Genomic DNA, 14,259 nt, shown 5'->3' with positions numbered 1-14,259 from the left:
TTGTGTGTAAACAGGAAAGGAGTGAATAGAATTTGAGGATAGCAATGATCTGTACCCCTATTGTCTACGATAAGATCAAAACTCTGTTTTACCGCTTTGATATTAAAGACTTGGAATTGTCAGAGCCTCTGCCTGACTTTGATCAAGCGGTTGAATATCTACGTAAAGGTGTGACAGGGATCATCTTGCAGGAGAGTACTTCAGCGAGTGACATTATCAAAACGATCGGCATACCTTACTTAATCTATGAGGGGCAGAAAGAGTTTGGGAGTGAATTAGAGCGTTGGTTACAATCGTTATCTATATCGTTCACTCCAGCGAAAGGCTCGAACGAGTCCCACAAGAGGGATTTAGACCATAAAACATACCAAGAGGAACTAGGGGAAGAACAGAAGCAAGAGAATGAGTCAGTTTTACCAGCCCATTCACCGCTATCACTAGAAGCAGAAAGCAAAGAGCCCCCAGCATCCAATGAGAATTATTCGAACAAAGCGAAAGAAAAAGTTGCTGATGTGATTGCATCAGCAAAAGAACTAGGTAAAAATTCAATGGAACAGTTGATTGGTTCTGTTCATAAAAAATTTTCAAGTAAGGAAACTCCCAGTCATATTCCTTCACAACAAGGAGACGAACCGGCTCCGGTGTACAAAAGCCAACTAGAGCAAGAGTGTTTAGTTCTTTATTCGCCAGAGTCAACCGGAAAAACATTTATTGGTGTTAACTTGTCTATTGCTCTTGGGTTACTGGGTAAGAAAGTCCAATACATGGATGACACGGGGCGTGTCAAGCATTGGTTCAACGCACCCGTTTTCCCCTTCCAACTTGAAGGAATAGATTTGACTGTAAGTGGCCTAGAAAGGACTTCACAAGCGGAAATTCTCGTTGTTGAGACGAGACGTGTTGAAGTTCTTTCTTTTTTGCAACCACATAAATTGTTCCTGGTTTTGGATTCTGATCTTGCACACCAAATTGAAGTAGCGAAAGCCATTCGTGATTTGCAGCCAATCGGTATGATCTGGAACCAAGAGAGTCAGTTTGGTGACCCGTCTAAACTTATCCATCTCCCTGTGGTTGTGACTTTACCCCGTTACTCAGATACTTACGAACGTATTGAAAAAGGGGTGCCAAGGGCGTTATCTGATGAAGTGTTACGCCAGGAGCTACTTAAAATCTGGCAGTTTGATTCTACTGGATACTTCATGAATGGTGGGATTGTGTCATGAACATGCACAAACTGAGAATGTGGCAAAAGAAAAGCCTTTTTTTAGGTTGGGGGATGATAGTTGTCGTAATCATCCTAGTATTATTACATGTTATGGGTATCTTAGAGGATTATGTAATTTATATTGCCTCTGTACTTTACGTGCTTACTTTATACGTGATTTTTTGGGGGCTTTGGAAAAGAAAGAACATTCAGCGGAAATGGCGCAACGATTCTAAGAGAATGGGCTTAAAACGAATTATGGTTATTCCAATTCAACAAGAAGATAAGTCAGAAAAACATTTTGAATTACACATCATGCACCATCCGAAAGAAAAAATAACTAAGGTTCAATTGCTTCGTGAGTTTATCAGGGACATTGAAACGCTTTATGAGTATGCCAGCCAACAAAGATTTGATCTTGTTTTTATTGGTACTACTCATGAAATATTCCGAAAAGCAGCACGAAAAACAGTAACCAAATTGGGGCTGGAATGGCAGGAAACAGACGAGCTGCACGATCCCTCTGCTCCTCAAATGTCAGTACGTGATTGGAAAAACGCAATCAAAAAGTTATATGGAAGACAACTTGATGTTGCTCATCCCATTAAAGAGGAATGGAAAACATTTATTGTTCGATATAAAGGAGGAATACAAGTATGTTAGCTGCTCAAATCAATCAAGTAGTGTTGTCCCTTGTACCTATTAAGCAAGAAGGGGTGCAGGTTGTATCAGTCAGCGATCTGCCGTCGTTAGTACGAGATAACCCACATGCTATTGTGTATCTATTGTGGCCAGAGCATAGAGAATTGATTTCTTCCCTAACACCCGCAAAGGTGTATGTAATAGGGGATCATCCAAATGACATGAATCAATTACGAGAAGCTATTAAAGCCGGTGCAGAGGATTACTTGGATAAAAGAAAGTTCATTGAAGAACAGCAAGAGGTTGTTATCAATGAGGGAATAGGCAATCAAAATGAAGAACAGATGATCCGTCTTTCCCCTAAAAAACCGATACAGCCAATTATACAGCGTCAATCAGTAGCTCAGTCTCAAATTGTGGTGAGCCCAGTGTTTCAGGCACAAGAAGTATTAGAATCGGAAGAGCCTGTGTTGCCTGTTACCCAGAAAGAAGAAGTGCCCCTGAATTATGCTCGTTTAGACGAGTTGCATTTACGAGGGATTGGCGGAAGACAAACCCTAGTGGTCACTTCAACAAAAGGTGGAATAGGTAAAACGACTGTTGTAATGAATGCGGCTCGACTCTTACACGAATCGAAGCGTGGTAGAGTTGTGCTGGTAGATTTTATGCTCCCTCATGGGAACATATCCACCCGATTGAAAATGAAGTTCTCAATTAATGTGAAAACATGGGAGAGCTATATGGAGCGTGGAGTTAATCTTACCGATCAACAGATTCTCACTAATTTGGTTGTGAAGCTACCAGATGGCATGTATGTTCTTCCAAGCGTCAATGTAGGAGAGAATTGCTCTCCAGAGCTGCTGGATTACATTCTTAGTCATTTGAATAAGGTTTTTGATTTTGTCGTGATTGATATGGGACCAGAGCGTCAAGATTTGTTACAACGTGCGATGACAACGGCTACTAAAACGATCTTAGTAGTGGATTATGATTTAGCTACCATCAAAGATACTCAAGACTATGCTGTCATCTGGAGAAATCGACAACTATCTTCAGAAAAAATAAATGTCGTAGTGAACTTTGAACCATTGAAAAAAGATCGTAATACCTTGACACGAGACAAATGCAAAGAATTTTTACGAGTAGTTGATCTGAATGTCATCGGCTTCTTACCTGAAGTACAAGGAATGCGAGGTATTCATAATGAAGGGAAGGTGATGGTCCAGCAGGACATGAAGAATCCATTTTCTCAAGCAATGGAGGAAATCATTCAAAAGATCGTAATCGATTATCAGTCCCCGAAGAAGAAAAAGGGATTTTTGAGTAGCTTGTTCAGTCGTTCATGAATAATGAGAAGAGGTAGTCCCTAATGCAGGGGCTACCTTCTTTTATGTTAATGGAGGGAACAATGAAAAAGTTAATTTTGTCTTTCATTACTTTTGCAATGATGATTTTACCCGGTCAAGCATTTGCGGATCAGAAAGAGGTAGTAAAGGTACCCAAAAGCACAACCCAATACAAGATTAAGGATAAGGACGGGAACTATGTAGTTTTGGATTTCGATTTTCAACCGGAAGAAGTAACGGTTGTGGTTACTGTCCCCAATACTCCTGATAACAAGATCATCAAAATTCCAACTAAAAAAAATAGTGGGGGCAGTAAAGGAAATGGAGGCGGTGGAGGAGTAAGCGGAGGAAGTGCTCAAAAACCAGGTAGTACGAATGATTCCATAGTAGCTTTTCCTGATACCACTAATCATTGGGCCAAAACAGATATTCAAATGATGGTCATGCTCGGTCTATTTAAGGGGTATCCGGATGGCACTTTTAAACCGGATAAGGAGATCACTAAAGCAGAATTTGCAGCAGTACTGGTGAGAGCAATACAAATGTTTGATAAGGAGTTTGATGTTGGGAATCATGGTTCCAAACTGCAAGATGTGAAACCAAATGAGTGGTTTTACTCATATGTGAGATTCTTAGAGGCACGTCAAAACATCGATGAGTCAATCTATCCCAAATATTTAATGTATCCTAATAAGCCAATCTATCGAGAAGAGGTCGCGTACTGGCTGTCAAAAGAGGTACGGAAGAAGGATGTAAAAGAAACCAAGGTCATATTCAAAGACCAGGATAAGCTTCTTTACAAAGACGAAGTGATGAAAGTAACTGGAGCAGAACTGCTGAAAGGGTTTCCTGATGGCTCGTTTGGTCCATTCAAAAGCACCACGAGAGGACAAGCTGCATCGATCATTCTTCGACTTTTAAAGTTAAAAGGTGTCATTGAGGGAGGGGAGTAAGAGTGAAAAAAGCTTTAAAACGTATTCTTACATCGTTGACAACGGGAGCAATTTTCTTAACGCAAATTGGCATAATTGCTCCAGTCCCAGCTAAAGCAGCTTCAAATTTTGTGATTAGAAGTGGAACTTTAAGCGTACCTTCTACTGGTATTTATCAGGCTCAAACCAAAACAGCCACACTTCCAGTAAATGAGGTTACTAAAGCAACTGTTTCATCAGACAACGGAACAGCTAGCCTTACACGAGATAACAACAAATTGACCATTACAATGAAAGATGGTAAACCTACTTCATTCAAAAATGAATCCACTAGTCTTGAGGATAAAGGCAATACAACTGCTGCTGGATCTGCAAGTAAAGTCTTTCCTGGACTCTATGATGTTGTATCGAAAACTACAACAAACGGCACGGTGGAAACGTCTGTGAATGGCGATACATTGGGAGTTAGCTGGACAGGCGGTACCTCTTATCAAGTTCGCGTCCCTCCATACACGGAAACGAAGACAGAAGTTACGTATCAAAATTTTAGTAACTACGCATGGAGTATCACATGGTCAACTTCAGGTTACGAAAAAGATGAACATGGGACTGAACGGTGGTATACCTCTGCCACTGAATACGATCATTCCTACGACAGCAATTGCAACCTACAATCAACTTCCACCAGCTACGGGGGCTGGTTTACCTGGAATCAAGGCAGTGGTTCAAGAGGTAACGGTAATATTACTTGCAGCAGACCGACCTACACCTATAAGGAAGTCCCTGTTTACAATTATGAAACCAGATGGGATTACTCTGCTACAGTTAATTACCGAACTGCGACTTATGCGTATAACTCAATTATTAATTATGACTATAAGGATTACCAACCTGTTGCTCCAACGCTGGTAGCCCCACAAGACCTGTCAGATGGTGGGACTATCTCTTTTAGCAAGCCTACAGATGATTACACGCCTGAAAATGGCTTGTTGATGAGTCTGGAATGGCAGCAAGAAGGAAGTAACGATTGGAACCCAATATTCATGGATAAAAAGGTAGCGGATTCCTTATTCTCGGTCCAAGGAAGCAATATTCAGTTTAGGTGGGATGCGGCCGGTGTAGATGGAATGATTAAATTACGGTTATCCACTAAAGATGGCTACAACGAGCCTGTATACTCTTACATGAATAATGATCCGGATTTCCTTTTCCGAATGAGTCATAAGCCTGTCATCACACCAATTGGGCCGAGCGGTGGAGAGCAAACGCACACTGTCTCCCCTACTTATAAGTGGAACTATTCACAGGACGAAGGGGAGGGCCAAAAAGGATTCTACCTACAAGTCCGGAAGGTTGGAGCTTCAACACTGCTGTATGATTCGGCCTTGATCGAGCAGACAACCAGTCAATTCGTTCAACCGTCTAGTAATCCGTTGGATTGGGGAAGCGTTCATGAATGGCGAATCCGACCAATCTCAAACACTGGTGTTCTTGGCGACTGGAGCAATTGGTATGCATTTGGTGCCAACGAAATCCCACAATTGGATAGTGTGGAAGCCACTTCTCCGACATCTATTCATGTCAAAACAAAACCAACATCCGACACCACCGGTTACAAGTTCTACCGTGGGGGACAAGAATTTAGCGACATCCCTGGTCTGGAAGTAGAGGATACGAACCTCCCAACTAATACGGAGCAGACATACAATGTGCGTTCTTACAATGCGATAGCTGAGTCGCCGTTGTCCCCTTCGAAAACAGCGTATTCATTAGCGGCATCTCCGGAGATTGAATCTATTGAGACGACTACAACGAGCATCATTCTCAAAGTGAAGCCGGTAAACCCTAATTATACAAATCATGAGATTGAATACAGAAAAAAGGGAGATGTTGCTTGGCTGCCATTTGCTAATTCAGCCAGCTCGAACTATCTGTATATCATGAATGGTTTGGACAAGGATACCCATTTTGAGATGCGCATTCGTGCATTCAATGGACGACCTAGTCAAAATGGGATCGCAACAGACTACGTGACAGCGGAGGCTATAACGAAAGTCGATGTCCCTACTAATGGAGTGTTCTCGAACGTCACGGAGAATAGCTTCACAGTAACGGTCGATCCCAATAATAATGCAGCCAGTACCAAATATCGATTCTGGGTGGATGGGGTAACGGATAAGACGGTGTATTCAACAGACCTGTCTTTCACCTTTAAGGATCTCCCTCAAGGGAATCGGACCTATTCGGTTGTTGCTCAGGCACAAGGGCAAAATAGTGAATCTGACCCGATACCTGTAGGTACTGTCACAACGAAAGCATATCCTCTCAAAGCGGAAGATGTCACCTTGGTTGCCATAGATGGAAAAATCAAAGCTTCTTTCAATGGTGAGAAGAACGCACCTGGAACACAATACGAGATTTCGGACAGTGCAACGGGAACGGTGATTTCATACAGCGATGCGGAAGTCAACTTTACCTTTGTGCTGCCAGCCCCACTTGCCAATGAGAAACATACGATTACCATTGTGGCGCGGGATAAGCTCAATAACGTGACAGAGCCGGTATCCAAAGATGTTTACTCCTTGTCAAAGCCGATAACTGATGTGAACTTGAATGTGGTTAGTCCCAATGAAGCTATTCTCTCGTTTGACATGAATGGTAATCCAATGGCTACAGAAATTTCAGTGAAGAGTGTTCAAGGAGATAGCTACGATTCGGGATGGATAACAGGAAATACTATTCAGATTCTCAATCTGACTGCCAATACCAAGCAGCAATTTGAGATTAAGACACGGAATAAGGATGGCATTGAGTCCGTTTCTGTTGCTAGCCCAGCAAAGTACACACTGGCCAATCCTATCACAACCGGGCAGTATGAAGAGGGCTATACCAACATTAAGATTAATCTTCTCGCTAATAATCCTGAAGGAACCTTGTACAAAATAATTAACAAAACTACAGGAGAAGCTCGTGACTGGTCATCTGATGTAATGTGGGATAACAAGCCTCTTGAAAATGAAGCTGAATACCAGTATGAAGCGCTCGCTAAGAACGGCGACGGAATCGAAACAGTCGTTACTTCTCTTGGAAGCACGAAAACGAAGAAAGCTCATGGTGACTATATCGAAAATCCAAAAGATCCTGTGTCTGATGATGAATTTGATCCAGAAAATCGGGACGGGAAAACGATTAAAGTCGATGGCGAAGACGTTCTTTTGGTGAAAGCGAAAGAACTGCCGTTGAAATTGAACGATTTGAAAAACATTGTGGACTGGAGATATAACATCAACGACGGTGAATGGTCCGAATGGAATGTGGTGAAAGAGAATCATCTCCAGCATCAGTTCCAGGTAGACGAGCCAGGGTTGTACAAGGTGCAGATTAATTTTAGGAACCAGTACGGCAAGGACGCGGGTACGCTTACTCGCTGGTATCTAGCCGATTGGATCGCACCTACACTGTCTACTACCTTCGATAAGATCACGAAGAGCGACCAATCAAAGTTTGGAATGACGTATGCTGACTCTATGAGTAGTTACGGTATCTGGTATCAGATAGATGATCAGGCGTGGAAACCGTTGGTAGGGAATGAAGTTGCCGGAACATTACCACGAGACAACAAATTCAAAAGTGGATTTGTTCGAATCTCTGACATCGTTGGAAATGTCAAAGAAGTCCCATATGAAATCCTTTCACTGCTTGATCGGTACTACACACTCGAAATGAGAGAGGGAGGGTATAAGGTAACGTTTAATACGGAGCAAAAGACGGGACAAAGATACCATGTGAAGACTACAAATCTAGTAGATGATGATTCCCAAATCAATGAGAGCAGCACCACAAACATTATTGATGTTCCTGGATTGTCTGGAACAAAATTTGAGGCTATGCTGGGAATCCGATTGCCGGGAGAATCGACATTCTGGTTCGATCCAGTGAAAGTTCCTGTTACCTTGGCATTGGAAATGCCTACACTTGGCTCACAAGAATCGTCTCCAAGCTCAGTTGCTCTAAACATTAATACAGTCGAAGGTGCAGCTTCTTACAAAATCAGGAGGACAGACAAGCAAGACGTCCAATCCTTTACTGGTACAACGTTCTCTGATCATGACGTACAGCCAGCGAGGAAATACACTTACGAGTTTTGGGCAGAAGGTGGGCAGCTGAAGAGTGCCAAGAATACAATCACCATTTGGACGAAGCCAGCGAATCCATCATTGACTGTACAAAAGGTGACCAATACCGGATTTGCTTTGAGTGTTATGTTAAATGGAAATCCGGGGGATGTTTTGGTTGAAGTCAAACGAGAAGGTGGTAGCCCGTCAGTTAAAGGGCTTTCCATTGAAGAGTCAGGATTGACGGAAGATACGGATTACACTTATGAGATTCGAGTAAAGTCAGCCAACAATGAGTATTCGGGTTGGGTCACGCAAACATTCCGAACAGGTGACGGTAATCAAGAGTTCTACGATAACGTCCAAACCATTGTCTCTACGGTGGTTTACAAGGTTGATGGCGACAAGAAGGCAAAGAAAGCATGGGTAGAAGTATCTGTAAGTGATACAAAAGGGCTCCAAGTGGAAGGGGAAGTAAACGGGGAGTGGAAGCAACTCGGAAGTAGCCCTGTGCGCTTTGAGAACCTTGAATTGGATACGGAGTATCCCCTCACGGTGGTAGTCAAGGACGCTAAGCGGACGACACAGCAAAAAGTTACGTTTAGAACGCCTAGCTTTCCTGAGCCATCAATTCCTACCACGCCACCTACGTCAAATCCGGATGAAGAGTTTAACAAAAAAGTGGAGAAGCTCTTGGAAACGGTAAAATACGAAGTTGGAAAGTCTGAAAAAGAGGCATGGGTGGATGTGACTGTCATTCATGCAGATGGGCTTGAAGTGACCGGATCGATCAACGGAGATACGAAAGAGCTTGGCTCTGCTCCTGTTCGATTTGACGGTCTTGAAGTAGAGAAGGAATATGTACTGACCGTTGTTGTCACGGACGGAGACCGCTCAAAGGAAAAGCAGTTTAAGATTGTCATACCAGTTAGCGAGGAAGAAGCATTTAAGCAGAAAGCCAGCCAGTTTGTGAGGGATATTACCCTCACATCCGATGGTGAAGTCAACTCGGGTAAAGTTTGGATCTTGGTGACCGCTCCTGATAGCCTCTATAAGGTAACGGCTACTGTGGCGAAAGGATCGAAAGAGCTGGCAAATGGTAAAGCGCGATTCGATGACATGGGTGATAATACAACCTATAAGGTTTCCTTCAAGGTCACAGATGGTTCTTACACTTACCAGGGGCAACGTGACATTACTACTCCAAACCGAACAGCTCCCAAGGTTGAAAATGTCTCGATATCAGGCAATGAAATGGTCATTGAAGTAATCAGCAAGAGTGAAATACAGAATTAAGATGAAATCCCCTATCTATCCTGGATAGGGGATTTTTTTTTCTGTTGTTCGTAGACAATAAGGTCTTAGACTTACGATTGGTTATTATGATAAACCAGCTAATTGGATGTCAACATCTTTCAATACTTTGTTTTCATCGCACTCAAAAACGATTAACCCATACTTTTTGGAAAAAGTGACCCTCCTGTCCCACAGAAGAATAAGATACGAAAAAAACGATAATAATTTTAGTGAACTATGGAGTGAAATTTCAAATGACTATAAAGATCAGATGAAATATGTTACTAAACTTTAGAAAAAAGAAAAAAAATCATATCCATAAACCCCAATTTCGATTAAAATATAAGTTGCTTTCATATTTATGAATCGGAGTGGTGGATATGGAACAATACAAATTTAAGTCTGAGCACAACAAAATGATTGTTGACGCTATTGTGGACGGCTATCGCGAATATATTGAGCATCGTAAAGATCGAAAAGCAAAAATGAAGATCAGTTCAGCCTTTGCTTGGACGAAGGGGAATTTTATTGAAAGCAAGGTCGCAGAAGAGTGTATTGATCACGGATTTACATATAAGAAATCTAAAGCTGGACTAACATGGGACTATCTCCAATTTATCCATGGCGACTCCAAGATTCTTTTTCTAATTAAGAACGCTGCTTATTTTAATGAAAAATGCTTTTCACAAGCGAAACTACCTACTGATAGTGGAAGGAAAGGTCCGCGTCGTACATATCTACATGAACTTTCAAAAATCAATAATGATTTGGTGTTCTCCTCTACCCAGCAATCATCGGCAAAGGAGAAAGCATACGAAAGTCATGAACAACTCTCTTTTTTGGTTTTAGCGAGTCAGGTGAAAGACGAGCTAGAAAACTTCAAATCGTCCTACAATGAGTTTCATATCCTAACATATGCACTCGATGAGGCATATCAGATATCAGAAATAATGCATTACTTGCCTAATCCGAATGATAACATCGCTTATCTGGTCGAAGATCTCTCAGACTTTATCTCTGGAGCAGATTTAACGGAAGAGGATCGCGAAGTAGTAGCGCCAGAAATCGATGATATTAGGGATCCAGCAGCATTCGACATCGGGATCTTGGACGAGGAACAACAGAACGAATAATCAATCAAGATTTTGTTAGTCATAAGGAGGGAGCGAGCATGTTCGTTGGTGAAAATCTGACCAATCTACGGATCATGCATGGGTATTCAAGAAAACAGCTCTCCGAAATGTTAGGTGTCACAGAACAGGCAGTCTGGCAATACGAGAACGCTTATACATCCCCTAAAATGCAAATCGTGAACGAGTTAAAACGGATTTTCAATGTGAAAAGCAAATATTTCTATACGAAAGACATGCTTGCACGACACATGACATCTGCCGACGTCGACGTAATGAACATCGCTTATCGTTCAAAAGTCTTGAATGTCATCTCAAAGACGCAGGCTGAAGCGAAGCATGTCGAATATTTAGATACCTTTGTCAACTATATCACGGCCAAAGTTAGCCTCCCTACTCTAAAAATCATTAGATTAAGGGACGAAGTTATCGAATATTTAAACCAGACAGAGGACGATAGATCGACTCAAATCAATAAAGTAGCCCAGTTGGCACGAAAGAGATTAGATTTGGCACAGGATACAAATGAGGATCTCATGTTCCTGGTCGAGAAGAGCGGAGTGTTCGTGTTTGAGAAGGCGATTGGTGAGGAGATTGATGCCTACAGCCTATGGACCCGAACCGATCGACCTTATATCATTTTGGGGAATATAAAACGATCCGCTGTACGGAGGAACTTCGATATCGCACATGAATTGGGGCATTTGCTGCTTCATTACCGCCTTGAGTTCGCTAATTTAGATCGGAAAGAGCACAAAATTATTGAGAATGAGGCGGATTTATTTGCTGGAGCATTCTTGTTACCGGAAGACGAGTTCGCACTTGATATGAAAGATGTTGCCCATATCACAAATCCCGACGCTTACCTTGATCTAAAGAAGAAATGGAAGGTTTCGCTACAAGTGCTAGGATATAGGGCAGCTCATCTTGGGATAATTGAACCAAAAGATCATCGGAACTTCTACGCGGCAATGCATCGAAAAGATTATTTAAAACTTGAACCGCTCGATAAAATAATTCCTCTTCAGAAACCAACGAAGATCAAAACCATTATCGACCTCGTTTCCAAAAAGGGTCTCGTTGACATTCGTCAAATGATCGAAAACGATTGGAAAGTCGAATTATCCTTCTTTCATCGTATGACAGGAATTGATCCGAACTTTTTCAATAATTACTTGACGAAAACCTTAGATTTCGGTGTGACAGATATATCTATGCGTATCTCCAGCGAAGACAAGAGAATGTAACTGCGCCCTCCTTTTCAATATAGAAGCAGATGGTTACTATGTCTTCGTTTACGCAGACTATTAAAAGTATAATCATAGCGTGTTAGATCGATTCTACGGTGGTTTTTAGATGGTTTCTGTATTATCTCGACGGATTATAAGACTAGACAAAGAAAAACAAAGGAAACCGCTTACAATGAGTTTTTTGTACTGGTAGTGTTGAAATAGGATTGTTTCACAAGTGCTAGATAATAGCATAGCTCATTATTAATAATAAGAGGCAGCCAAGGAACTTTTCCAGTTCAAGGGTGTCTTTTTTCTTTACTATCATAGGTTTAAACCTTACATCAATATTAATAATAAAATTAATAAATTTGAAAATAATAAAGTGAATGTTAATGATAATATTAAAGGTTAACCGTATTTATTCTGCAAGGGTAAGCAAACATGCCTAACAATTTTAGGCTTGGTAGGATCAAATTGAACAAACCGAAAGAATAAGGGGATTGGGCCTAGTGAAGATTACAGTGGAGATGAGTAAAGGGGTTCTGTGAAAATATAGTTATAGACTAGAAAATAAAGTCTTAGACTGAAAAATAATGTAATAAACTGATTAAGACTGATTAGCTAACTATACTGATCAAGGTAGTCATCTGGGGGGCTGCTCTGGTTGTCATTCCGGATCGATGCGCCGCCGGCGCGCGGAGCTCGACGGGACCCTCTGCAACCATGATCTTGGAGATCTCCGCCAAGTGAGTGCAAAAAAGCTCAGTGAAACTTGGCGCACGCGGTATATAAGAACATTTCTTATAGAAATGTTTAACTTGCTGCACCACCCTATGTACCCAGTGTCATACAATACACCAGAAATTGCATAATGTTTTGACAGACAGAGATGGGGGGTTGCCACTCACTGGCTGGCTGCGTTACTGTATACAAAAAGCCGATTGCATAAGCAATCGGCTGAGAGAAACTTTGTGCGTGTCGTGAAGACTAAAAACTCATAGGTGGTGGATTTTACCATGACACAAGTGATTGTAGTGCTGATTATATTTACTTTTGTTGCCCTGATTGCCCGAATTGTTTTCCGATCAATCAAGGAGAAAAGACTTCCAAAGCCGCCTAACTATACCCCTTACGATGATGTAATGTCTGGAAAAGTACGCTCGGATGAAACCCGTGAATCCAATAAGGAAAACTAGACGGGTTTCCACTTTCATTTATTCAATCGATTTTAGATCGATTGAAGATGACTTTGTTAATGTTTTTACGAATTCTTCCCAAGTTTCGTTTCTCGTAGCCTGATCCTCAATACCTTCTAAAACCTCACTACGGAGCTTACTGATCGTGTTTTGCTTCATGTATCCTTTAACAACATAGTCAGTCCAATACTCCTCTTCAGAGATACCCAGACCTTGAATCAGACCATCAATTGCCTTTTGGATTTCTTCGGCATTTGAGCTTTTGCCTAATTCCTCTCGTTGCTTTTTAGCAAATTCCCTAGCTTCATCCTCTGAGACAGTCAAATTTCGTTTCTCTGCTTCCTGTAATAAAACGGTATCCTCTACAACCTGCTTAATGGCTTCTTTTCTGGCAGCTTGACTATTTTTGTTCTCGATGTGCTCATAAAACATCTGTAAAGCATGAACCTCTTTCGCATCAATGACTTCATCATTTGCTAAACCGGGTGACTTTTGCACTTTTTTATCAAAGTCCGAGATGCTTTGACCAAATTTGTAAAAGGAATTGTCTTCACTGGCGAATCCTACTAATGCACTAGACAAAATTACAATGGTCATTAACCCCAAGCCAACTAACTTCTTCATAGTCTAAGCCTCCTTTGTATTAATCCAGTCTCTCTTTGGCCTTTAGAGTCAATGAATTTGGGTAGCAATTTTTCAACAAGAATGTGGCTATATGTTCAACCTTTTTATTATCATATGACAGATTCAAATACTTAGTTGAATCATTTTTAAGGGCTTTGTACGTAACTCCGCCAGGAATCATGATATCACCCCTATCGCGATCCCAATCGCGATTTTCTACTTCTCCACGTTGCTTACCGTCACCATAGTATACTGTCGTGTTGAAGGTCTTAAATTCTCCAAAAGGGAGATCCTCGCCATCTTCCATGTGCATATAGATCTTTCGGTTATCGAATCTTAATTTTGAGCCAGTGTCTTCGTAATCTTCTGAATATCGAATATAAGTCTCCGTTTGGTATGGGTACTGGCCAGAGTATAAAACAGACTGACGGTTTGTATCTGTGTCCTTTAGTGTGTCTGCAAAAACAACTGTCGCTCCAGACATTCCAATTAATGAGCAGATACTCAATCCCAAGATTGCTTTCTTTAGCATTAAAAAAATC

The 14,259-nt window shown here is 41.4% G+C and carries 10 protein-coding genes; 8 read left to right on the top strand and 2 right to left on the bottom strand.

All coding sequences use genetic code 11. From position 1 onward, the window contains the following. Positions 1 to 32 precede the first annotated feature (32 nt). The 8 genes from ACM6JA_RS23015 to ACM6JA_RS22980 all read left to right on the top strand — a co-directional run bounded on the left by ACM6JA_RS23015 (position 33) and on the right by ACM6JA_RS22980 (position 13,093). Positions 33 to 1,223 (top strand): hypothetical protein, encoded by a 1,191-nt coding sequence (locus ACM6JA_RS23015; RefSeq protein WP_414854219.1) that lies wholly within the window; start codon positions 33 to 35, stop codon positions 1,221 to 1,223. Next, positions 1,220 to 1,867: a hypothetical protein gene (locus tag ACM6JA_RS23010; RefSeq protein WP_414854218.1), complete on the top strand. Its 648-nt coding sequence runs from the start codon at positions 1,220 to 1,222 to the stop codon at positions 1,865 to 1,867. The genes ACM6JA_RS23015 and ACM6JA_RS23010 overlap by 4 nt, the downstream gene beginning before the upstream one ends. Continuing rightward, positions 1,861 to 3,192: an AAA family ATPase gene (locus tag ACM6JA_RS23005; RefSeq protein ID WP_414854217.1), complete on the top strand. Its 1,332-nt coding sequence runs from the start codon at positions 1,861 to 1,863 to the stop codon at positions 3,190 to 3,192. Before ACM6JA_RS23010 ends, ACM6JA_RS23005 begins: the two co-directional genes overlap by 7 nt. A gap of 62 nt (positions 3,193 to 3,254) precedes the next feature. Beyond that, positions 3,255 to 4,145, top strand: a complete 891-nt coding sequence (locus ACM6JA_RS23000; RefSeq protein ID WP_414854216.1) for an S-layer homology domain-containing protein — start codon at positions 3,255 to 3,257, stop codon at positions 4,143 to 4,145. A 2-nt stretch (positions 4,146 to 4,147) separates the two neighbouring features. Then, positions 4,148 to 9,535 (top strand): fibronectin type III domain-containing protein, encoded by a 5,388-nt coding sequence (locus ACM6JA_RS22995; RefSeq protein ID WP_414854215.1) that lies wholly within the window; start codon positions 4,148 to 4,150, stop codon positions 9,533 to 9,535. A 380-nt stretch (positions 9,536 to 9,915) separates the two neighbouring features. Then, the gene (locus ACM6JA_RS22990) at positions 9,916 to 10,668 is read left to right on the top strand and encodes a hypothetical protein (RefSeq protein ID WP_414854214.1); all 753 of its coding nucleotides are present in this window, start codon (positions 9,916 to 9,918) and stop codon (positions 10,666 to 10,668) included. Positions 10,669 to 10,706: 38 nt separating this feature from the next. After that, the gene (locus ACM6JA_RS22985; RefSeq protein WP_414854213.1) at positions 10,707 to 11,912 is read left to right on the top strand and encodes a helix-turn-helix domain-containing protein; all 1,206 of its coding nucleotides are present in this window, start codon (positions 10,707 to 10,709) and stop codon (positions 11,910 to 11,912) included. 1,001 nt (positions 11,913 to 12,913) lie between these two features. Next, complete coding sequence (locus ACM6JA_RS22980) at positions 12,914 to 13,093, top strand: hypothetical protein (protein ID WP_087347720.1); 180 nt, start codon at positions 12,914 to 12,916, stop codon at positions 13,091 to 13,093. Between the two features lie 18 nt (positions 13,094 to 13,111). On the opposite strand, the gene ACM6JA_RS22975 is transcribed toward ACM6JA_RS22980, so the two are convergent. Continuing rightward, entirely contained in the window at positions 13,112 to 13,717 is a 606-nt protein-coding gene (locus ACM6JA_RS22975) for a hypothetical protein (RefSeq protein WP_414854212.1), read from the bottom strand. 19 nt (positions 13,718 to 13,736) lie between these two features. Further along, positions 13,737 to 14,249, bottom strand: coding sequence for a hypothetical protein (locus tag ACM6JA_RS22970; RefSeq protein WP_414854211.1), 513 nt, complete (start codon positions 14,247 to 14,249; stop codon positions 13,737 to 13,739). Positions 14,250 to 14,259: the final 10 nt, after the last annotated feature.

The sequence above is a fragment of the Brevibacillus sp. IT-7CA2 genome (assembly GCF_949767855.1).
Classification (GTDB): Bacteria; Bacillota; Bacilli; order Brevibacillales; family Brevibacillaceae; genus Brevibacillus.
This window is presented reverse-complemented; position numbering and strand designations above follow the sequence as displayed.